Annotated in this window: 18 protein-coding genes; 14 read left to right on the top strand and 4 right to left on the bottom strand. The window is 63.4% G+C overall.

Going from position 1 to position 22182, the window contains the following annotated elements:
* The first annotated feature begins 42 nt into the window (after positions 1–42).
* The 3 genes from AC1DON_RS14600 to AC1DON_RS14590 are packed head-to-tail and all read left to right on the top strand — an operon-like array spanning position 43 to position 1934.
* Positions 43–594 (top strand): PAAR domain-containing protein, encoded by a 552-nt coding sequence (locus tag AC1DON_RS14600; RefSeq protein ID WP_476935544.1) that lies wholly within the window; start codon positions 43–45, stop codon positions 592–594.
* Positions 591–1079, top strand: coding sequence for a DUF4123 domain-containing protein (locus tag AC1DON_RS14595; protein WP_476935543.1), 489 nt, complete (start codon positions 591–593; stop codon positions 1077–1079). Before AC1DON_RS14600 ends, AC1DON_RS14595 begins: the two co-directional genes overlap by 4 nt.
* An 18-nt stretch (positions 1080–1097) precedes the next feature.
* Positions 1098–1934, top strand: coding sequence for a lysostaphin resistance A-like protein (locus AC1DON_RS14590; protein WP_476935542.1), 837 nt, complete (start codon positions 1098–1100; stop codon positions 1932–1934).
* Here the strand turns inward: AC1DON_RS14590 and AC1DON_RS14585 are convergent.
* Positions 1915–3282 (bottom strand): peptidoglycan DD-metalloendopeptidase family protein, encoded by a 1368-nt coding sequence (locus AC1DON_RS14585; RefSeq protein ID WP_476935541.1) that lies wholly within the window; start codon positions 3280–3282, stop codon positions 1915–1917. The genes AC1DON_RS14590 and AC1DON_RS14585 overlap by 20 nt on opposite strands.
* Before the next feature lie 206 nt (positions 3283–3488).
* Here AC1DON_RS14585 and tssK point away from each other — a divergent pair, with 206 nt between their 5' ends.
* From tssK to AC1DON_RS14555, 6 genes are all read left to right on the top strand, one after another.
* Complete coding sequence (gene tssK, locus AC1DON_RS14580; RefSeq protein ID WP_476935540.1) at positions 3489–4829, top strand: type VI secretion system baseplate subunit TssK; 1341 nt, start codon at positions 3489–3491, stop codon at positions 4827–4829.
* 142 nt (positions 4830–4971) lie between these two features.
* The gene (gene icmH / locus AC1DON_RS14575) at positions 4972–6345 is read left to right on the top strand and encodes a type IVB secretion system protein IcmH/DotU (protein ID WP_476935539.1); all 1374 of its coding nucleotides are present in this window, start codon (positions 4972–4974) and stop codon (positions 6343–6345) included.
* Between the two features lie 15 nt (positions 6346–6360).
* On the top strand, positions 6361–9804 hold the full coding sequence (gene tssM / locus AC1DON_RS14570; protein ID WP_476935538.1) for a type VI secretion system membrane subunit TssM: 3444 nt from the start codon (positions 6361–6363) through the stop codon (positions 9802–9804).
* A gap of 8 nt (positions 9805–9812) precedes the next feature.
* A complete protein-coding gene (tagF, locus tag AC1DON_RS14565) occupies positions 9813–10319 on the top strand; it encodes a type VI secretion system-associated protein TagF (protein ID WP_476935537.1) in 507 nt (168 codons plus the stop codon).
* Positions 10316–11086 carry a PP2C family protein-serine/threonine phosphatase gene (locus tag AC1DON_RS14560; protein ID WP_476935536.1) on the top strand — a complete coding sequence of 257 codons (771 nt, stop codon included), beginning with the start codon at positions 10316–10318 and terminating at the stop codon, positions 11084–11086. Before tagF ends, AC1DON_RS14560 begins: the two co-directional genes overlap by 4 nt.
* Positions 11083–13131: a serine/threonine-protein kinase gene (locus AC1DON_RS14555; RefSeq protein ID WP_476935535.1), complete on the top strand. Its 2049-nt coding sequence runs from the start codon at positions 11083–11085 to the stop codon at positions 13129–13131. Before AC1DON_RS14560 ends, AC1DON_RS14555 begins: the two co-directional genes overlap by 4 nt.
* Positions 13132–13178: 47 nt before the next feature.
* Here AC1DON_RS14555 and tagH read toward each other — a convergent pair whose 3' ends face one another.
* Genes tagH through AC1DON_RS14540 form a run of 3 tightly spaced genes read right to left on the bottom strand, consistent with a single transcriptional unit; the run spans position 13179 to position 17397 of the window.
* Positions 13179–14687 carry a type VI secretion system-associated FHA domain protein TagH gene (gene tagH, locus AC1DON_RS14550; RefSeq protein ID WP_476935534.1) on the bottom strand — a complete coding sequence of 503 codons (1509 nt, stop codon included), beginning with the start codon at positions 14685–14687 and terminating at the stop codon, positions 13179–13181.
* A 4-nt stretch (positions 14688–14691) separates the two neighbouring features.
* Positions 14692–15246, bottom strand: a complete 555-nt coding sequence (locus AC1DON_RS14545; protein ID WP_476935533.1) for a DUF6931 family protein — start codon at positions 15244–15246, stop codon at positions 14692–14694.
* Positions 15247–15255: 9 nt separating this feature from the next.
* Positions 15256–17397, bottom strand: coding sequence for a type VI secretion system Vgr family protein (locus AC1DON_RS14540; protein WP_476935532.1), 2142 nt, complete (start codon positions 17395–17397; stop codon positions 15256–15258).
* 216 nt (positions 17398–17613) lie between these two features.
* On the opposite strand from AC1DON_RS14540, the gene AC1DON_RS14535 reads away from it, so the two are divergent.
* The 5 genes from AC1DON_RS14535 to AC1DON_RS14515 all read left to right on the top strand — a co-directional run bounded on the left by AC1DON_RS14535 (position 17614) and on the right by AC1DON_RS14515 (position 22181).
* Positions 17614–18270 carry an OmpA family protein gene (locus AC1DON_RS14535; protein ID WP_476935531.1) on the top strand — a complete coding sequence of 219 codons (657 nt, stop codon included), beginning with the start codon at positions 17614–17616 and terminating at the stop codon, positions 18268–18270.
* Between the two features lie 137 nt (positions 18271–18407).
* Complete coding sequence (gene tssA, locus AC1DON_RS14530) at positions 18408–19415, top strand: type VI secretion system protein TssA (protein WP_476935530.1); 1008 nt, start codon at positions 18408–18410, stop codon at positions 19413–19415.
* Positions 19416–19594: 179 nt separating this feature from the next.
* Entirely contained in the window at positions 19595–20122 is a 528-nt protein-coding gene (tssB, locus tag AC1DON_RS14525) for a type VI secretion system contractile sheath small subunit (protein ID WP_476935529.1), read from the top strand.
* A 23-nt stretch (positions 20123–20145) separates the two neighbouring features.
* Positions 20146–21633, top strand: coding sequence for a type VI secretion system contractile sheath large subunit (tssC, locus tag AC1DON_RS14520; RefSeq protein WP_476935528.1), 1488 nt, complete (start codon positions 20146–20148; stop codon positions 21631–21633).
* Between the two features lie 56 nt (positions 21634–21689).
* Complete coding sequence (locus AC1DON_RS14515; protein ID WP_476935527.1) at positions 21690–22181, top strand: Hcp family type VI secretion system effector; 492 nt, start codon at positions 21690–21692, stop codon at positions 22179–22181.
* Position 22182: the final 1 nt, after the last annotated feature.

Here is a 22182-nt window from a genome sequence, read left to right as displayed (position 1 = left end):
CGTATACAGCGCAACAAAAAGATCTGCAAACGGGAGAGACACATGCCCCCAGCCGCCCGGATTACCGACATGCACGTCTGTCCCATGGTGACCGGGATCATTCCGCATGTGGGGGGGCCGATCTCAGGACCCTGTGCGCCGACCGTTCTGACTGGCTGCCTGCCGCAGGCGCGTGTCTCCGACATGCTGGTCTGCGTCGGGCCACCCGATGTTATCGTCAAGGGCTCTATGACGGTTCTGGTTATGGGCATGCCGGCGGCGCGGATGGGCGATATGACCGCCCATGGAGGTTCGATCATCCTGGGATTTCCGACCGTACTGATCGGTGACGCCGGCGGTGGCGGCGGAGGGGGCGGCGGTGGCGGAGCCATAGCACCGCGCGTCGGAGCGCCAGGTAAAGCCGGCGATGCCGTCAAGGCTGCGGTAGACAACGCGGTCGATACGGCGACGACCATCGGCACCGCATCGCAGACCGAAGCGCTGACGACCAGCAACGCCTTCTCGCAGCCTGAAGCCCAGGCCGAAACGCTGAAGGAATCAGCCAGAACAGGTGCGCCTTTTACCGAAACCTGCAAGCAGCCGCCGGAATCATGAGTGAGGTCGAGAGCGACTGGTTTGCGGTGATCGACACCGCTCAGGACCCCGGTCTCCACAGCCTGGTCATGCGCGCGCGCGGCAAGGTCTGCCTGTTTTCCGGCAATGTACCGCCAGTCCTGGCCGCAGCCTCGCCGTGGCTGGTGCGTTTGAGGCCTGGCGAACCGCTGCTGGAGACCTGGAAGGCCGAAGGGCGTGGCCGCAACTGGGGCATCATGTGCCGGTCACCTGCCAACCTGGAACAGATGCGCAGGCACTTCCGCAAATTTCTCCAGGCCATGCTGCCCGACGGTACGGTAGCGCTGTTCCGCTTCTACGATCCGCGCGTTTTCAATACCTACATCCGCGCCTGCACGCCCGATGAGCGCCGGCCGTGGTTCGACCAGTTGAGCCTGTTCGCGGTCGAAGGCGTGCGGCCGGACATACTGCATAACTATACTTTGCGCGGCGACCGCCTCTACGACGCCGATACACCCGTACACTGAGGGACGATGATGAGCGCCATGGCATGGGTTCGCGGTGAGACGAAGGTGGCGGCGGGCCTGGTCGCCGCGGTGGCGCTGGGCCTCGCGCTTGTCCTGATCACCGTCCTGCCGCCGCTCCTGTTCGCGGCTACCGAGAGCCTGGGACCCGTCGTCCAGACGGCGAGCGTGACGATCGGCCTGTTCGGATTGATGGCCGCTATTGCGGCGATATGGAGCGCTGTCGCGCAAACCTCGGTGGCGGCGTTCGGAGCTTCAGTGGGGCGCATGGCCGGGGCAGGGGCGGCCTTTGGGTTTGGCGGCGTGCTTGTCTGCGTCGCCTATGCCGCCGTCGCGGGCACGTTGATTCATACGCCAAATACGCCGGATATCGGCTTTCTGCTGCTGATGACGCCGCTGGTCCTTATGCAGTGCGTTGTCGAGGAAATCTATTTTCGTGGCTGGATTCAGCCCGTCCTGACCCGCGCCTTTGGGCCGGTAGCTGCGATTGCCGCGACGTCGCTGGCCTTCGCCGCCCTGCATTTTGCCGCCGGGGTGGCGCAAACGCCGGTAAGCCTTCTGAACATCGCGCTGGCCGGCCTGTTGTTTGGACTGCTGGCGTGGCGTACGGGCGGGATGATGGCGCCGATGGCCGCGCACTGTGCGTGGAACTGGACGGAATCGCTGGGCCTGGGCCTGTTTCCCAATCCGGGCGTCGATCCGACGGCGATCATCGACCTCGACCTGACGGGACCGGCACTATGGGGCGGATCGACCGAAGGCTTGAATGCCTCGCTGGCGGTCACCTTCGTGCTGCTGGCCTTCTGTCTGCCGCTTGCACTTTGGAAAACTGCCGTGCCTAAGCCTGCGACCGTATAGAATCGATCCGGTCGCGCTCGGCCTGGAAGGCAGTGAGTTCGGCAGCCTTCAGCGAATGGCCTTCGTCCATCGGCATGGTCATGGCGTCGACGGCCTCGCCATTGACGTGCATCTCATAGTGCAGGTGCGGCCCCGTTGAGCGGCCGGTCGTGCCGACATAGCCAATGGTCTGGCCCTGGCGGACGCGCACCCCCGGCGTGATGCCGTCGCCGAAGCGGTCCATGTGCAGGTAGTAGGTCTGCCAGCCATTGTCATGCTGCAGGATGACCAGGTTGCCGTTAGGCCCTTTCATGGCCGCCCAGGTCACTGCGCCGTCGCCGGCGGCATAGATGGGGGTACCGGTCGGCGCACCGAAGTCGGTGCCCTTGTGCGCCTTGACGAAACCCAGCACCGGATGGACACGGATGCCGAAGCGCGAAGTGATGCGCGCGCCATCGACCGGCGTGCGCAGGAAGCTGCGGATGATGCTGATGCCGTTACCGTCGAACCAGCCGGGCTCAAGGCCTTCGGGTGTAAAGGCATAGAGGGCGCGCGACTTGGCGTTGGTGCTCAGCGAGGCATAGACGAGACGTGGAATGCCGACCGGTTCACCCGAGGCATTGCGGCCTTGTTCGAACGCGGCTTCGAAAATGTCACCGGGATTGATTTCGCGCTGGAAGTCGAAATCGTAGGCAAACGCCTTGGCGAATTCCGGGATCAAACTGTCGGTGATGCCGGCGGTCACTGCTGACGTATAGAAGCTGTCGCGGTCGATTTCGCCGCGCTTGACGACGACTTCGGTTGTCACCGAAGCCGCGATGGCCGTGGCGGTAAAGCCCGAACCTGAACGGACTAGGCTGACGCCTGAGCTGTCGGGCCGCGTCACCTCGGCGCGTTCGAGCTGCGTTGCGGCGCCACCGGTCAGGTGCATGACAAGGCGCAAAGATCCGTTGGTCGAACCGAGCGTACCGAGGGCCGCGGTTGCCGCGCGGCCTGCCTCCTCTGCCGGCACACCCGCCGAGACGAGCGCGCTCTGCAGGTCACCCGCCTGGGCGAGGGTCAGGCTGCGTGTCATGGTACCGGCGGGCAGGGGCGGGGCGGCGGTTGCGGCCTGTACGGGAGGTGTTTTGCTGCGCGAAAGAAATGCGGTAATCCCGCCCGTCAGCAGCAGCGCGCCGCCGGCGCCGAGGGCCATCAGATTGCGCCGTGACGGCACGGTATTTTCATCGGGTATTTTGGTGGGTGATTCGGGCGCCGGAACGGGACTGACGGGTTCGGCCGGAGCGGTTTCGGCGCGGGCCGCGGCCTTGTTCTCGGCCTTGTTCCAAGTCTTTGGATCGAAGGAAAAGCCGTCTTCGTTGTCGCTCATGTTTCCCGCTGCCCCGTAACGCGGATTATTCGCAGGCTTTTCGTGTAACATGGCTTTCATGCGGCGGGAAGCTGTGCTTTAGTCCCGCAAACAATGGGGTATTGCCGCGTCCAGAACCGTGGCGATTCGGCGCGCGTAAGGCCGAAGATCGTTAACGATTGGCGACCGGCAGCCGGCATTCAAAGTACGCTTTCAGGGACCAAGCAATGGCAGGCAAGAGGCGCGTGGCCTGGCGCGAGGGAATGTTCCTTCGGCCGCAGCATTTCCAGCAGCAGGACCGGTATGTCGATGCCCAGATCAACACCCGCGTTTCGGGGGCTGGGCCGTACCTGTGGGGCCTCTTCGAGCTGGTAGTCGATGAAGAGCTGGCGACGCTCGGCAAGTTCGGCGTCGTGCGTTGCGCTGGCGTCATGCCCGACGGCACGACCTTTTCGATCCCCGAGGACATGCCACCGCCGCCGCCGCTCGACATGCCGGGCGATACGCGCGACGCCATCGTCTACCTGACCCTGCCCGCCCGTCAGGAGGGTGCTGTGGAATTCCGCGACGCCGATCGCCGCAGCCATGAGGCGCGCTTCCTGGTCGAGGAGCACCCGGTCATCGACTCGTTCTCTGATGACCGTGTCGAGGAGGGCATCGAGTTCGGCGTGCCGAACCTGACCTTCGGCGTCACCCGCGACCAGACCTATGGCCGCCTGACCGTCGGCCTGATGCGCGTGCGTGAATTGCAGAACAAGCGGCTGATGTTTGACGACCGCTATATCCCGCCGTGCCACGATATCGCCGCTTCACAACGGCTCAAGGGCGGCGTGTCGGATATTCTCGGCCGCGCCGAACAGCGTGCCGATGAACTGGCGCTGCGCGCGGCGGAAGCCACCGACGGCGGCGCTGAAACCTTCGCATCCTTCCTGTTGCTGCAGGCGCTGAACCGCTGGTGCCCGATCCTGCACCACATAGAGCAGGTGCCGCGCATCCATCCGGAGCGCCTGTACGAGGCCCTGGCCAGCATGGCGGGCGAACTGGCAACCCTGACGCGCCCCGAACGCCGCGTCAGCCGCTTCCCGGCCTATGATCACGAGAATCTGCAGCAGACCTTCGAGCCGGTGTTCGACATGCTGCGTTCGATGATGGCCGCCGTCTTCGACCGCTCGGCCGTACAACTGCCGCTCGACGCGGCGGGACCCGGCGCCTTCGTCTCGCCGATCACCGACCACAATCTCTACAAGACCGGTTATTTCTACCTGGCGGTCAATGCCGCCACACCGCTCGACGAAATCCGCGCCCGTTTCCCGGCCATCGCCAAGATCGGCCCGGTGACCAAGATGCGCGCCATCGTCGAATCGGCCTTGCCGGGTGTGCCATTGCGTCATGCCCCAACACCGCCGCCGCAACTGCGTGTCCTGCCGGGCTATGTCTATTTCGAGCTCGATCGTGGCGTGCCGGACTGGCGCGACTTTGCGTCCGCGCCCGGCCTGGGTCTGCATGTGGCCGGCGACTGGCCTGCGTTGAAGCTGGAACTGTGGTGCGTCAAACGCGCGGATAAGTGATTAGATACCGTTCGCGCGGCAGAACATAATTTAGATTGTAGTGCTACAGCGATACGCCAAAAAGTGTGCAGCGTTTTTTGGCAAAACATCGCGACAAGACAAGTCAGGCCGGACCTTTGGACGATCTGACGGGGAGCGGAACGTGAACGACAAGGATGGAAACGGCGGCAACCGGACGGTTTTCCGCCCCAGTCCCTTGCAGGGACTGAACCAGAACAAGCCCGCGACCCCGCCAGCGGCCGCGCCGCAAGGTATGGCCTCGCCGTTCGCCCAGGCGCCGCAACCCCAGTCCGTGGCGGTCCTGGACGCCGACGACATCACCCAGCCGCCGGTTCCGCCGGCCGTTCGCAATCGGTTGATGGCCGAGGCCGGGCCGGTGCTGGCCCTGACCGCGTCGCTGCGATCCGGCCGCGCCCGTACACCGCTGCCGCAGTTCCACAAGGCTGTAAGTGCTGCCATCGCGCGCTTCGACCGCAACATCGCCGGCACGGTTCCGAACGAAACCTATCAACGCGCCCGCTATGCCCTGTGCAGCACGGTCGATGACATTGCGCAGAACCTGCCTGGCCAGGGCAATGACACGGCCGAATGGGCGCGCCGTTCCATGGTCGTGACCTTCTTCCAGGAAAACATCGGCGGTGACCGCTTCTGGCAGCTCGTCGACGACATGCTGAACCGCCCGCAGGAAAACACCGACCTGATCGAGCTGTTTCACGCCTGCCTGGCGGCGGGGTTCGAGGGCCGGTTCCGGATCATGCCGGACGGTCGGCGCGGGCTTCAGGAGGTGATGAACCGCCTCTATGCCGCACTCGAGCACCCACGCTCGCAGTCGCAGCGCGAACTGGTGCCACACTGGAAGGGCGAGGACGCGCCGCCCGTGAAAGTCGGCTTCTGGAGCCATATCGCACTCGCCGCCGCAATCGCTGCCGGCGTGCTGATGCTCATCTTCATCATCCTGCGCCTGGTCCTGCTGCAGACCGGACAGCCGTCGTGGCAGGCGTTGAAATCGACCATGCCCGAAGAGCCGCTGCGCCTGTCGCGTGAGGTCGTGGCCCCCCCGCCGGCCGCCGCCGGCGGCCAGAAGCAGCGCCTGGAGCAGTTCCTGGCGCCCGAAATCGCCCAAGGCCTGGTCACGGTCGACCAAGACGCCAATACGGTGCGCGTGCGCACTACGGTCGGACAACTCTTCCAGTCGGGCTCTGACCAGCTGGCCAGCGGCCAGCAGAAGCAGCTCTTTGTCCGGATCGGCGAGGCGATCGAAAGCGAAAAAGGCCCGGTGACGGTCGAGGGCCATTCAGATTCCGACCGCATTTCGTCGCTTAGCTTCCCGGACAATATGGCGCTGTCTTCGGCGCGCGCCGCGACGGTCGAAGGGATCATCGCCGGCAAGCTGTCGGACGGATCGCGTGTGACGGCGCAGGGCTTCGGCGACACGCGGCCGGTGGCGTCCAACGCCACGGCGGACGGCAAGGCGCTCAACCGCCGGGTTGAAATCGTCCTGCAACGCAACGACTAAATCAGGGGCGAACCAATGGATAAGATCAAACGCGCGCTCCTCAACTGGTGGACGGTGACCATTACCCTGGCGGTTCTCGTCGCACTGTTGCTGTGCATCGCCCTGCCGATTTTCGTCGGCTTTATGCGCCCGTGGTGGGTGCGTCTGCTGTTTTTCGTCGGCGTTGCCGCCGTCTGGGGTGTCTTTGCCTTCCTGCGTATTCGCAAGGGGCGCGCGGCGGCAGAAGCTATTGCGAAAGAACTGGCGGCCCAGAACAGCGGCAGCCAGGAAGGCGCCGAACTGGCCAAGCGCATGACCGAAGCCCTGGCCAGCTTCAAGACCGCTAGTAACAACAAGCAGGACTATCTCTATTCAAGGCCGTGGTACGTCATTATCGGCCCGCCGGGCGCCGGCAAGACGACGGCCCTGCTCAATTCCGGTCTGCGCTTCCCATTTGCTGAACAGGCCCTGGCGGGCGTCGGCGGCACGCGTAATCTCGACTTCTGGTTCGCCGACGAAGCGGTGCTGATCGACACGGCCGGCCGCTATACCAGCCAGGATTCGCACGGCCAAAAGGACGCCAATGCCTGGACGGCCTTCTTGGAGCTTTTAAAGAAGAACCGCCCGCTTCAGCCGGTCAACGGCATTCTGGTCGCCCTGCCGCTCGATGAGATCGCCCAGGCCGACCAGGCCCAGATCGATCATCACGCCTCGACCGTCCGTCGCCGCCTGTCGGAAATCCGGCGCACGCTCGAATTGTCGGTGCCGGTCTATGTGCTGTTGACCAAGGCCGACCTGCTGGCCGGTTTCGGGGAATATTTCGACGATCTCGACGTCGAAGGCCGTCGCGCTGTCTTCGGCCAGACGTTTAATTTTGGCTCCGGCAATCCAACCGTCACCGACATGGCGCAGGCCTTTGATACGGTGGCGCAGTCGATCGCCGACCGTCAGGCCAAGCGCCTGGCCGACGAGCCCGATATCCGCCGCCGCAGCCTGATCCTCGGGTTCCCGGCTCAGGTCTCGGCGATCCGCGCCCGCGTCGTCCGCTTCCTCGAAGGCGCCTTCGTTGCCGGTGACGAGCCGGTCGGCACCCTGCGTGGCTTCTATCTGACCAGCGGCGTCCAGCACGGTGCCCCCATCGACCGGCTGCTGGCCGGTGTCGGCGGCGCCAGCGACCAGCCGCAAACGGCAAGTCAAGGACGCGCCTACTTCCTCAACCGTCTGCTGGGCGAGGTTCTCTTTCCGGAAGCCGGCCTTGTCCAGATGGAACCGGCCGCGCGGACGCGTATCCGCGCTCGCCTGTTGATGGCTTTCGCCGGCATCGGGGCGCTGTCGCTGATCCTGCTTATCCTGTGGACCGTCAGCTTCCTGCAGAACCGTGGCTTGCAGAACGATCTCAACACGCAAGGCACGGCCGTTGCGCAGATGGAACGCGATCTCGGTATCGACCTCGTCGAGGTCGGCCCGAATGATGCCGATCTCGAACAGGCAGCCGCCGTGCTCGATAGCCTGCGCGCCCTGCCGCGCGGTTACGAGGCCCGGCAAAAAGGCGGCGGGCCTCTGTTCATGGGGTTCGGCCTCTATCAGGGCGGCCACAGCCAGCGCGCTGAACTGGAATATCGCGAGGGCCTGCGCCGCATCCTGCTGCCGCGCGTTTTGCTGCGTCTGGAAACCTATATTGCCACGAATATCAACGACCCGCTGGCCATCTATGAGCCGCTCAAGGCCTATCTGATGCTGGGCGGCCAGAAGCCGGGCGCCATCGACGCCAAGCCGATCCGGTCGTGGGTCGAGGGCGACTGGGCCAACGAAGTCTATCCCGGCGCCGACCGAGAGGATCTGCGCAAGCGCCTGTCGGGTCACCTTCAGGCCCTGTTGTCTGACAAGGACCTGCAGGCCGCCTGGCCTGGCCGGACTGCGCCGCTCGATTCCGACCTGATCGCCCGGGCGCGCGCCTCGGTCCAGGCCCTGTCCCTGGCCGACCGCGCCTATGCCATCTTCCGCCAGAAGGCGATGGCCGCCGACGGCCCGGACTGGACAGCCTCGGCCATCCTGTCGACTGGCGATGCCCCCGCCTTCACCAATGGTGACGAAGTGCTGGCCATGACCGTACCGCACGTCTTCACGCGGGCGGGTTTTGAGAAGGTCTATCAGCCGGCCCTACTGACCCTGCAGAGCGACCTTGAAAAGGACATGTGGGTTCTTGGCTCTGATGCCTCGACCTCCAGCGTCAAGTCGCAGCTCAGCCAGATCCGGCCGGGCGTCGCGGCGCACTACGCCAAGGACTATATCGACGCCTGGGAAAAGGTGCTGAATACGCCCAAGCCGGCCGACCTGTTCAACAATCCGGCGGCTTTCGGTGCGTTCACGCGTACGCCGTCGCCGCTTAAGCAACTGTTGCTGGAGGTCGCCAAGAACAGCGACTTCACCGGTGGCACCAGTGCAGCCAAGCAGGGCGCGGCCGATGCGCTCAAGTCGAAAATGGGCGCTGCCGGCGCGCTGCTGGCATCCGATGCCGGCAATGTCGATGCGGGACGGCTGATCCAGACGCATTTCGCGCCGGTCCGCGCCTATTCGGGTACGCCGGTCGACGACTTCATGAATGCCGTCAAATCAGCCGGCCAGGCGGTCATGGCCTCCAAATCGCTGGGTGGCGCTGCAGGTTCCGACGGGCTCCAGGCTCAGACGGCCACGGCCAATGCCGCCATGGCAGGCGCTGCGGCTGTGGCGCCACCAAGCCTCCAGGGCTTCATGGGCGCTGCCGTCAAGGGCGGCGCGGCGGCCCAGGTGTCGGCGGCCGAAGGCGTGGTCACCCAGGCCTGGACGTCCGCCGTCCTGCCGCAGTGCCAGATCGCTTCGACCGACAAGTATCCGTTCTTCGGTAATTCCAAGATCGATGTTTCGACGCTCGACGCCATCCGTGTCTTCGGACCGGGCGGCACAGTCGATGGTTTCGCCACAACGCGCCTGTTGAGCCTGCTCGATACCGCCGGGCCTGTCTGGCGCTGGCAGGAGGCCAATCCGATCGCGGCCGCTTTCAACCCGTCGAGCGCTGCCGAAATGGCGCGTGCCGCGCAGATCCGCGACATGCTGAGCGGCGGCATCTCGTTCAAGGTCCAACTGGCCAATCTGGGACCCGACGTCGATACGGTCGAGTTCTCGTCCGGCGGCACGATGTATAGCTTCAAGGCCGGCGCCACCGAGGCGAAACCCGTCATGTGGTCGGTCCAGGGCCTGCCGGAGGCGCGCGTAACGCTGCTGAAGGGCGGGCAGCAGGTCCAGACCTTCACCGGCGAAGGGCCGTGGGCGCTGTTCCGGGTGATGGACGCTTCGGCCAGGCAAAACTCCGGCAGCAATGCCTTCACCGCCACCTTCGGGCAAGGCAGCCGGACGGCGGCCCTGAAGGTGACGCTCAACTCGACCTTCAATCCGTTCAGCCGTGGCGGGGTGTGGACCTTCCGCTGCCCGCCGGCGCTGTAGGAGTTGTGATGGCGATCCTGTTCGGCAAGCTGCCGGCGCACGGCGACTTCATCGCGCGGGGTTTGAGCGACGCCGATGTCGAGCGGCTGGACGACTTTCTGTCGGCCTCGCTCAGTGCGGCGGCAATGGTGGACGGGTTCGACGACCTCTATCCGGCGGCACCGGCCTGGCGGTTCGTGACGACCATCGCTGGCAAGGCCGTGTGCGGTGTGCTGGCGCCGTCGGTCGATCGCGTCGGCCGTCAGTTTCCGATACTGGCGGGCGTTGCGGCGGGCGCGGACGTCGACTTGCACATCGATGCCTGCGAGGCACAGCTCTACCAGGCCTTTGCCGAGGGACTCGATGCTGATGCCCTCTATGCGCGGTTGTCGGCGGCGCCGGAGCCGGAAGGGTCGCCACCGGCGTCAGGCTGGTGGCTGGAAGACAGTGAACGGACAGTCATCGTCCGCGCCGACGGTGAATGGCCGGCGGATGTGATGACGCGAATGATCGAAGCGGCGAGGCAGGTGTCATGATGAGCGAACGGCTCAGGCTGGAATGGACGGCCAAAACCCACCCCGGCAAGGTGCGCGAGCACAATGAGGACGCCCTGTTCGGCAGCGACCAGGTGGGCGTATGGGCCGTCGCCGACGGCATGGGCGGGCACGAGCGGGGCGAATGGGCCTCGGCCGTCGTCGTCGAGGCGCTGGGCACTGTTACTGACGGCGTGGATTTCGACAGGCAAGTCGACCAGGCCGCCAAGGCCATCCACCGCGCCAACGGTGTCATCTTCTCAGAGGCGCGCGAAAAGAGCATCAATATGGGCACGACCGTGGTGGCCTGCGTGGTGCGCGACAACCGGTTTGCCGTCGTCTGGGCCGGCGACAGCCGCGCCTACGTGCTGCGCAACGGCGTCCTGCATCAGCTGAGCCGCGACCACACGCGCGTCCAGGAGCTTATTGATCGCGGCTACCTGACGGTCGAACAGAGCGTCGGCCACCCCATGGGACACATGCTGTCGCGCGCTGTCGGTGTCGGCGAGGCGCTCGAACTGGATGCGGTGGCAGACAGCGTCAGCGCGGGCGACGTCTTCCTGCTGTGCAGCGATGGGTTGTACGGCGAGATCAGCGACGCCGACATCGCCCATATCCTGACGCATACACCGTTCGAAAATACGGCGGGCGCCCTGGTTGATGCTTGTCTCAGCCAGGCGGCAAAGGATAATGTTACGGTCATAGTCATCCGTGCATCTGAGGCCACCCGTCTCCAGTTGGCGCCGCAAAACTGGGGAAGCCCGCAATGAGCGAACAGGACAAACCTGACAGCAAGCCGCAGTCGCCTTTCGACATGGTTCCCGAAACACCCGCGCAGCCTGAGGAACAGAAGACAGTCTTCGCGCCTCTGCCGATTCAGACGGCGACCGCCGAAGACGCGAAGAAGCCGCGCAAGTCGCGCGCCAAGACGCAGTTCGAGCCCGCGCCCCAAGACCTGCCCGAGACCCCACCTGCGGCAGCACCGCCTCCTCCGCCTCCGGCAGCGGACCCGCGCATGACCAGCTTTCCGCCGATGGCGGCGCGCACTGACGCCGGCCAGATTCAAGTCGGCGATGTGCTCAACCATATCTTTGAGGTTCGGCGCTTTATCGCGCGCGGCGGCATGGGCGAGGTCTTCGAAGGCGTCAATGTCAATTCGGATGAGCGCGTGGCTATCAAGGTCATGCTGCCGTCGCTGGCAGCCGATCCGAACGTCCAGGCGATGTTCCGCAAGGAAGCGCGGACGCTGACCCGTCTGTCGCACCCGGCCCTGGTCCAGTACCGCGTCATCGCCCAGGAACCGCAGCTGGGCGTGCTGTACATCGTCACCGAATACGTCGACAGCACGAACCTGCAGGACGCCCTGTCGTCTTTGCGGCCTACTCCGGCTCAGCTTCTGGCCCTGACGCGCCGCCTGGCCGACGGCCTGCGCGTCGCCCATAGCCTGGGCGCTATTCACCGTGACATCTCGCCAGATAATATCCTGCTCGAAGACGGTGAACTGGCCAAGGCACGGATTATCGACTTCGGTATCGCCAAGGACCTTGATCCTTCGTCGAAAACCATCATCGGCGATGGCTTCGCTGGCAAGCTCAACTATGTCGCCCCGGAACAGCTTGGTGACTTCAACCGCGAAGTCGGCCCGTGGACCGACCTCTACAGTCTAGGCCTCGTCATCCTGTCGGTGGCGCAAGGGCGAGGCGTCGATATGGGCGCGACCTTGGTCGACGCGGTCGACAAGCGGCGCCAGGGACCGGACCTGAGCGCTTTGCCAGCCGAGGTCAGGCCGCTGCTTGAAGCCATGCTGAAGCCCAATCCGGTCGAACGCCTGCGTTCGATGGACGACGTCATTGCCATGGTCGATGGCATGGGGGCTGCACCAAAAGCGCCGCAGGGTGGCGCAACACCGCCTCCGCCGCCGCCGCAGAAGTCAGCGTCTGGAACGGCTGGCGCCAAGCCCGGCCTTGACCCAAAGGTATTGATGATCGGCGGCGGTGCGGCAGGTCTTGTCGTGCTCGTCATCGCCGGGGTGCTGATTTTTGGCGGTGGCAAGGGCGATAAGGCGCCATCATCGGCGCAATTGACGCCGGCCCAGGCGCTTGATACGGCGCGCCAGACCATCAACGCGACCCTGCCGGCGGCACAATGCGCCTGGCTGGACATCGATACCGTCAGTGGCGATGCCTCGGGCATAAACCTGTCGATCAAGGGCGTGGCGCGCGATACGGCTGCCGTGCAGAAATTGGTCTCGAACGCCATCGCAGCCAAAGGCCTGACCCTGGCCAATCTCGACACCAATGGCGTGGCGCCCCTGACACGTCAGGACGCCTGTCCACTCTTGACCGAGTACAATTCCATAAAATCGGAAACGACGACGCTTGGCTCGCCGCAGGTCAAGTGGGAAATGTCAGTGCCGGCGGATTCGACCGACGGCAAGGCGATGGCCAAGACCATCGTCAACTTCCGCATCGATCCGGGCACGCAGGACTTCGCCATGTTCGGCCTGCAGAACAGCGGCGACGGCATTGCGCTGATCCAGAGCCTGGGCCAGCTCCAGGACGCCAGCTTCCGCCAGGGCTACGGCATTTCGGACCTGGGGGGCGGCCGTTATGAGATGGGTCTCGACCAGAGCGAAACCGGCTGGGCGGGTATCCTGATCGTCCGGGGCTCAGGCCCGATCGCGCAGGAGATCATCCTGCCCCCGGCCGCACAACGTACCCCGCAATGGGAGCAGTCGTTCAACCAGATCGCCGCCGCCAAGGGCTGGCACACGGAAATGATCTGGATGAACACGGTCGACGAAGCGCCGAATTAAATTGTCCTGAAAGTGCTGTGTGTTTCCTCCCACCACGGGTGGAAACACTAAAAGCTTTTCTTCGCCGTCAGGTCTTCGTAGGCGCGGCGGAACTCCTTCGAGAACACGTCCATGAAGGCTTCGTCCGAACCCGAGACGACGCCCGAGAATTCGCGCTCATAGGCCTTCCACAGGGCGGCATCGCGCGAGTCCTGGAAGATCTTGGCCATGAGGCCCTTCTGTTCGGCACGCTCACGGATGGAGTTTGGCGAAAAACGGTCGAGCGTCGCCTTGAGCGCGCCCTGCATGGCCCGCAGCGTCGCCATCTGATGCGACTGCAGGTCGAGGAAGGCATCTTCGATTGCCTTGTCGGCGGCCATGAAGCCGCGTTCCGGCGGGTTCAGCAGTTGCAGCAATGCCTGTTCCGGCGTGCGTGCGAACTTCATCGGATTGTTGCCGTCGAACGACAGGGCGGTTGTCTGCGCGCCCATCTGGGCCTTGGCCCGGGCGCGGGCTTCCAGCATGACAACCATGCCGGCGATCAGGCGGCGCAGCAGGATGGCCGAGGTTTCCAGGGTTTGTGCTTCGCTTGCCTTCAAGGCCGAGGCATCGAGACCGAGTGTGCCGACGAAATTGCCAAACGCGCTAGCGGAGACGGCGTAGCTCACGGGCTGGGCGACAGGCGCGGGGGCGGGTGTGGAACTGGCCCAGCCCTGCGAATCCGCTGGCGCTGCCGGCGGCAGCTCCGGGGTGCGGTTCAGGCCCAGCGGATCGGCGGCGGGTGCAGGTGTTGCCGGCTGTCCAAAGCCGCCGCGCGCCCAGTCGACGACATAACCGTCGGAGATCTTGCCCCAGATATCGTCGCCGGCGGGGGCGGTGCCATGGCCTTCGCTGGACCAGCCCGAAGCGGCTTGCGCCGGATGAGCGGGGGCTGCGCTGCCCCAGGGATCGGAAACCGGCGCGGCGGATGGCGTTGACGCAGCAGGAGAGGGACCCCAGGCGGAAGCGGGTTGCACGGACGCGGCAGAGGGCGCAGGGGTAACAGGCGGTGGCGCGCCCCAAAGGTCGTTTTTGGCGTCGTCTTCGCTCTTCGCCGTTGGTGGAGTCCAGTTCTGCGACATCGACCCACCGCCGCTAATGGCCGCCTGCGGCGCTGGCCGGTTCCAGTCATCGCCGGAGGATGCGGTGGCAGACGGCGCAACATTGTCCCATCCGGCCCAACCGCCACTGGCCTGGGCGGAGGAGGCGGCCGCGTTGGGGGCGGCTTCACCGGCGACTTCAACGCGGATCTGGTAGCTGCCGATCGCTACGACGTCGCCCGTGCGCAGGCGGTGCGGCCCGCTCAAGGGCGTGCCATTGACCGTCGTGCCATTGGTGCTGGTGTCGGTCAGCATGTAGCCGCCGTCGCGATAGCCGATTTCGCAGTGGCGCGACGATACGAAGTTGCTGGGGTCGGGCAGGCACCAGCTTACGGTTGGTGAGCGGCCGATGATGGCGCCACGTTCATTGAGTTGCAGTTGGGCGGGAAGACCGTTGTCCAGCCGGTCGCGGCCCAGGATCGTCAGGGTAAGGCTCATGCTGTCAGGATACGCGTGCCGCCAGTTTTTCGCCATCCTGTAAAACCTGGCTCAGCGCCTTTTCTGGTTCGGGCGTCGCAAAGACAGCCAGCAGGATCGCCGTCGAGGCCAGCTTGGCCGTCGTGTCGGGGCGCGGATGGACGGGCGGCAGGTCCTCGGGCGCGATCGAGCCCCCGGACAGGAAGATGGCTTGCAGCAGGAGCTTTTCCGGGACCGGTTCCTCCATGGTGTCGGCCAGGGTCTCGGCGGTGCGGCGCAGGCGTTCGTCGGGATCGCGCAGCCACTGATGGGCGGTATCAAAGGCGCGCGCTTCGTCGAGGTCACGCTCGGCAGCGGGCCGTAAATTGCCCATGGCGTTGGCCGCCCACTGCACGGCCTCAAAGCGCGGCAGGGCGTGGGCCAGGAACTGGACGGCTTCGGTGAGACGGTCATCCTGGACCAGGCTGGCGAAGTGCTGCCCTGGGGTAACCCCGGCCGCCGGCGCCTGCGCATCCTTGATGCCCATGGTCTGTGTGATCTGGCGCGCCTGCGACCACTGTATCAAAGCCCATTCGGACATCGCCATTCCCTAATTTATTTTGACCAGGCTGCCTTGCGCGGTCAGGATACCGGACGCCTTGACGGTTGTCAGGGCGCTGGACATCTCGGCCGTCGCCGTGCCCTCGATCTTGACCATGACGCCGTTGATCTTGATGCCGCTGTTTGAAATCTCGATGGAATTGCTGCCCACGGCCAGCAGTATCTTGGTTCCGGCCTTGATCGTCAGCGACGTGCCGACATCGATTTCGGATTTGGAGCCATAGCTCTGCTTGTCGTCGCCATCGACCTTGACGGTATTCTTGCCGTTGGTCGTATAGGACGCCTCGGCCTTCATCGTAACCGCGTGGTTGCCCGTGATTTCGACCGTACTGGTCCCCGTGACGGTCCGCTTTTCGTTGCCCTTGGTCTCGATCGTGCTGTCCTTGCCGATCTTGACGGTCGAGTTGTTTTTCACTTCGCGTTCGCTGTCGTTCAGGATCAGCGTTTTCTGGTCGTGTCCGACATGATGCGTTTCATCATTGAAGATGCGCGTATTCATGTCCTTGTTGGCCAGCAGATAGATTTCCTGACCGCCGGCCTTGTCCTCGAACCTCAGTTCGTTGCCGACGGCATCCTTGTCATCCTTCTCGGTGAAAGGATTCTTGAGGCTTGTGACGTGCGGATAGGTCTGCGTCCGCCAGACCGCCCGGGTCTTGTGATCGGGCAGCTTGTACAGTGGCATATTGTCTTCGCTGAACAGCCGGCCGATGACGATGGGACGGTCCGGATTGCCCTCCAGGAAGCCGACCAGAACCTCGTGGCCGATGCGCGGCATGATGATGTTGCCGATGCCGCCGGTCTGAGACACACGCAGCCACGCCGAACTGTGCATGTCCTTCTTGCCGGTGCGATCCCAGGGGAACTGCACTTTGACCCGGCCATACTTGTCGGTAAAGATAGTCTCGTCCTTGGGACCCACCACAACCGCGGTCTGGGGGCCATGGGCGATAGGCTTGGGCGTCGTGGGCTCGCTGCGCCACTGCGTGTCCTTCGGGATGACTTCCATCTCGGTGATGTTGTCGGTCGGCATCCCGTTGCCGCTTTCGAAGCCGGCACCGTAGACGACGGTACGCACGCGCGTCATAAGGAATTCATCCACCATGGTCATGCCGGGTGGCTGCTTCTCGATCGTAAAGGTCGTGCCGCAGGCGAGCGCGGGCGTAAGGGCAACGGCGAAGTGTGTGCGGCGGCGGGCTTCGAGGATTTCGCTGCGCAGCTTGGCGCGTGCCTTGCCGAACTGGATATGGCGGCCGCCTTCGGCCGCATCCTCGTCGCCACCGGCCGGCTGGTGCAGGTCGTAAGTGCCCTCAAAGTCGTATACCTCGGCCACCAGGGCGAGCTTGTTGCCGAGGGGATGGGTCAGCAGCGCCGACTTTTGCTCAAGATGGTTGCCGGGCATGGTGAACAGGTTGTCCCACAGGGTCACGTCCTTGTGGCCCTGCGCCGAGAGGGTCTGCTCCCAGGTATTAACGAAGTTGGCCTTCGTGCCGTCGACATTGCCGATATTAATGTCGTCGACGTCTGGATTGTACTCTAACGTCTGGGGGGTAGCCCTGTCGTGAGACGACTTTCCGTCACTAAGGACGAGGTTATGGGCGCCATCGGTGTGGGTAAAATAGTAGTAGATGCCTTCGTCTTCCATCAGCCGGGAAATGAAGGCAAAATGGCTTTCGCCGAATTGGGTCGTATAGCCGCGCTTGCGGTAGGTGCCGGACAATTTCTTGGTGTTGGCAACGCCGCACGTGCCGAGGACGGACGTGATGATCTCCGGAACCGTCATCTCTTCGAAAAGACGGTAGTCCTTGTTGTGCGCAAAAAGATAGAGGCGTGGGCGCAGGGTCAGTTGTGCGCGGGCGCCCGCGACGGTCCGGCCGACAAAGGCAACGGAAACAATCACACCATGGAAATGCCGAAAGGGGCTATTGCCTTGCTTCAGTGTAATCGTTGTCGCCTGGCCGAGACACTTGGACAGCTCGACACTTGCGTTGGGTTTGTCTTCGAACAGGACATCGACTGTAAACTGGAACAGCTCGCCCAGGGCTTCGGTTGCTTCAAAGCGCACAAGCTTTGCGTCGTAGCTGTCGACAGACAGGCTGATGCTGGCGACGGTATGGAGGGTTACTTTATCCAACACGCGGCTCCCTAACGGTCAGTCCTGACGCGGACGCGTTCGCTGGCGCCTCACGCGGCACTGGCCGGATGAGGTAGCCATTTATTATTGTGGCGCAAGGGTAATGCAGTTGCGCCCGGTTTGTAAATGGGATAATTTGCCGCTTAGTAGCGCAGTATATTTTGTTAAAAAGTAACAAACAGGAAGATAACCATGCGCGTTAAGATGAGATTAACCATGGCGAGTGGCCTGGTGGCCGCCGGATTGATCTTTGCGCACACGGCCGCGCTTGCGCAGTCGGCAACGACGACCGACGATATCATCTGCAAGATGTCTGATACCTGCGGCGCCGCGCCAGCCCCCGAGGGCGAGCAGAAGGCGATCGGCGACGAAAAAATGTTTAGCCTGCAGAAGAAGCAGCAGGACACCGGTCCGGAAAAGATGTTCAGCCTGCAGAGGCGCACTGAAGCGCCCGCGGCGGCGAGGCCTGCTGCCGGCAAGGTTCAGGTAGCGAAGGCCGGCAAGAAGGCGGTTGCGCAACCGGCGGCCGCTTCGAGCAGTCAGCTGACGATGCAGGTCAATTTCACAGTTGGTTCGGCCGACCTGACCGATGGTGCCAAGACCGAATTGTCCAAGTACGTGGCGGCGATGCAGTCACCGCAGCTGTCGGCCATGACCTTTGTCATCGAGGGGCATACCGATGCTACCGGCGCCTATTCCAAGAATATGGACCTGTCGCAGCGCCGGGCGCAGTCTGTCGTTGATTATCTGGTATCCAGTGGCGTGTCGTCCGGTCGCCTGAAGGCTGAGGGTTTTGGCCCGAATCGCCCCTTAAGTGGTGTTTCAAAGCGTTCGGCGGCCAATCGCCGTGTTGAGCTGGTTCGCGCCAGCTAGAGCGTTTTCCTGTTTTAAGTATGCGTTGCTCGCGGGCAATGCGGCGGGCGTATAGGTGCCTGGCGCATTGCCGATCTTCATAACAGAGCCGCATCGCGGCCGTTTGCCATGCTTTGTGGCGGGACTGGGAGTGCCGAATGGCCGTGGATGTCGAAACGCTTCTTGAGCCTGTTTCGGAAGACAATCCAGTCGGGGAAAACCTGGAATACGACAGCGAGCGCCAGGAGATCGAGGCGGCGTTCGAAACCTCTGCGGGCGGCGGGGCCGCAAATGAGGGCGATACCGACTGGCGCGCCATTGTGCGCATGATCGAGAGTCAGAGCGCCCGCACCAAGGATATTTCGCTGGCCATCTATCTGATGCGTGCCGGCGCGCGGATGGCCCAGATCGATATTGTCGAGACCGGCGCCAAGTTCCTGGCCGGCCTGGTTGGAAACTATTGGGACACGGTTCACCCGCAACTTGAGGAATATGGCTTCCAGGGGCGCAAGGCGCCGTGCGAGGCGCTGACGCGGATCGGTGAGTTCCTGGGGCCGCTTAAGGGCATCATCCTGATCCGGCATCCGCGTCTCGGTGAATATTCCAGCGTCGATATTGAGCGCTTTGCGACCGGCGGTGACAGTGAGGACGGTTACGGCATGTTCCGCGCCGCTGTAAATGAGACGGCGCCCGAGGATCTTGATGCGGTCGTTCAGCAGATCGATACCATTGTCGAGGCGCTCAAGATCGCCGACGGCATCATGACCGCCAATTCGGAAGGAACTTCGGTCAATTTCGCGCCGACCTATGAAGCCTTGAAGTCCATGCGTACAGGTTTGGCGGCCTTTACCAGTGCGGGCGCCGGCGAAGAGGAGGCTCAGGCTTATGACGATGCCCCGGTCTCGTCGGGCGGCGGCGGGGGTGGCGGCCGTTCCGGTGCGCCAGGGTCGATTGAATCGCGTGAGGACGTTATTCGCGCCATCGACGCCATCAGTGACTATTATCGCCGCAAGGAGCCGACCAGCCCTGTGCCGATGGCGTTGCGGCGGGCGCGTGAGTGGGTGACGCTTGATTTCCTTGCCGTACTTGAGGATATCGCCCCTAATAGTGTGGCGGAAGCGCGTACTGTTTTGATGTCGCGACCGAAGGAAGAAGACAGTTATTAACCGCATACCGCGTAACGGCGTTGGAAAACGTCGTAAATATAGAATCAAGCATGAAATTCGCTTGTAAAAGCAAAACGGGCGGGTGATATTTCCCGCAAATCGCAGTGCCCTCTGGCGTGCCTCAGGGCCGTAACAAAACACCAGGCTCCCAAGCCTGAACCTTATGCAAGGGGGTTGCCATGTCAGCGTCAAAAGGTGGCCAGCGTTTCATCAGCCAGAACCGCAAGCCGCGCGTCCACATCGAGTATGAAGTCGAAACCTTCGGCGCACGCCAGAAGGTCGAGCTGCCCTTCGTGATGGGCGTCATGTCCGACCTGTCGGGCAAGAGCCTCGTCGAGAAGAAGCCGCTGGACAAGCGCGACTTCGTCGAATTCGACATGGACAATTTCGACCAGCGCATGGAAGCGATCGCGCCGCGCGCCGCTTTCAATGTCGATAACACGTTGACCGGCGACGGCAAGCTGGGTGTCGACCTGACCTTCAAGTCGATGAACGATTTCGATCCAGGTGAGGTGGCGAAAAAGGTGCCGGCGCTGAACAAGCTGCTCGAAGCCCGCCAGCAACTGAACGACCTGATGATCTACATGGACGGCAAGGATGGCGCGCAGGAACTGCTCGACAAGGTCCTGAAGGATCCTGACCTGCTCAAGGCGCTCGCCGCCAGCAAGGCCGAAAAGGCCGCCGGCGAAGACGCCGCAGACCAATAACCAGCGAAACGGAGACGGACAACATGGCTCAGGAAACGCTTCGCTCGACAGACGGCGCGGCCTCGGAACTCGGCGGCCTCGACGATTTCTCGGCACTTCTGCAAAAAGAATTCAAGCCCACTGACGACGTGCGCGCCTCGCGCATCGAATCGGCCGTGGCGACCCTGGCCCAGCAGGCCCTGGGTGATACTGCCGTTATCGGCCACGACGTGTTTACCACGCTCGACGCCATGCGCTCGGCCATCGACAAGAAGCTGAGTGAGCAGGTCAACAAGATCCTGCATCACGAAGACTTCCAGAAGCTGGAATCGGCGTGGCGCGGTCTGCACTACTTCGTCATGAGCACGCCGACCGGCAAGGATCTGAAGATCCGCGTGCTGAACATCGGCAAGGACGAAACGCGCAAAATGCTGCGCCAGTACCGCGATGCAGCATGGGACCAAAGCCCGCTGTTCAAGAAGATCTACGAGTCGGAATTCGGCCAGCTGGGCGGCCAGCCCTATGGCGCCTTCCTGTGCGACTACGCCTTCGACCAGAGCGCGCCGGACATCGAGGTCATGAAGGGCCTGTCCAAGATCGGCGCTGCCGCCCATGCCCCGTTCATCGCCAATGCGGCGCCGGGCCTGATGGGTATGCAAAGCTGGACGGAACTGTCGCAGCCGCGTGATCTCGGCAAGCTGTTCGACGCATCGGACTATGCCGCATGGCGTGGTTTCCGCGCCACGGAAGACAGCCGCTATCTGGCCCTGACCATGCCGCGCTTCCTGGGCCGTGCGCCTTACGGCGCCAAGACCAATCCGGTCGAAGGCTTCGACTTCGAAGAAGATACCGGCGGCGAACACGACAACCACCTGTGGGTCAATGCCTCCTACGCCATGGGCGTCCGTATCACCGACGCCTTCAAGGACTGGGGCTGGTGCACGCGCATTCGTGGTGTCGAATCGGGCGGTACTGTCGATGGCCTGCCGACCGCGACCTTCCCGACCGATGACGGCGGTGTCGATATGAAGTGCCCGACGGAAATCGCTATCTCGGACCGTCGTGAAGCCGAGCTGTCGGCTTCGGGCCTGCTGTCGCTCGTTCACCGCAAGAACACCGACCAGGCGACCTTCATCGGCGCCCAGACGGTTCACAGCCCGAAGGTTTATGACGATCCGGCGGCAACGGCTTCGGCCAACCTGTCGGCGCGTCTGCCTTACATCTTCGCCAGCTGCCGCTTTGCCCACTACCTGAAGTGCATGGTGCGCGACTGGGTGGGTGGCAGCCGCGAAGCGCCGCAGCTGCAGCGTGACCTGCAAAACTGGGTCATGCAGTATGTCGACGGTGCGCCCGAGACCTCTTCGGAGGAGACCAAGGCCCGCCTGCCACTTAAAGCTGCCCAGGTCGAGGTTGTGCCGGATGAAGAAAACCCCGGCTATTACAAGGGTAAGTTCCTGTTCGTCCCGCACTACCAGCTGGAAGGCATGGACGTATCGATGAGTATGGTTTCGCGTCTGCCCAAGGGGGCATAATTTTATCACATACGCCGCCCGACAAGGGGCGGCGGTCAATATAAAGGGAGTTTACCATGGCTGTTGATATGTTCCTGATGCTTACGGGCATCGCCGGCGAGTCACAGGATTCCAAGCACAAGGGTCAGATTGACATCGACTCGTTCTCGTTCGGTGTCTCCCAGTCGGGCAGCGGTTCCCGTGCAGGTGGCTCGGGTTCGGGCAAGGCCGATTTCCAGGACATCGCCATCTCGAAGCTGGTCGACAAGGCCACGCCGACCCTGGTCAATCACTGCGCCACCGGCGAGCACATCAAGGAAGCCCTGATCACCGTCCGTAAGGCCGGCGGTGGCAAGGACGGCGGCAAGGAATACTACAAGGTGAAGCTGACGGACGTCCTGGTCTCGAGCGTCCAGAACTCCGGCAACAATGCCGCAGACTTCCCGTCGGAAACGATCACGCTGAACTATGCCCGGATCGATTTCGAATACCTGCCACAGGATTCGACCGGCAATGTCGGCGGCGTCGTGAAGTCGGGCTACAACCTCCGCGAAAACAAAGCCGTCTAAC

It is taken from the genome of Asticcacaulis sp. P4_H10 (genome assembly GCF_056400965.1).
This window is presented reverse-complemented; position numbering and strand designations above follow the sequence as displayed.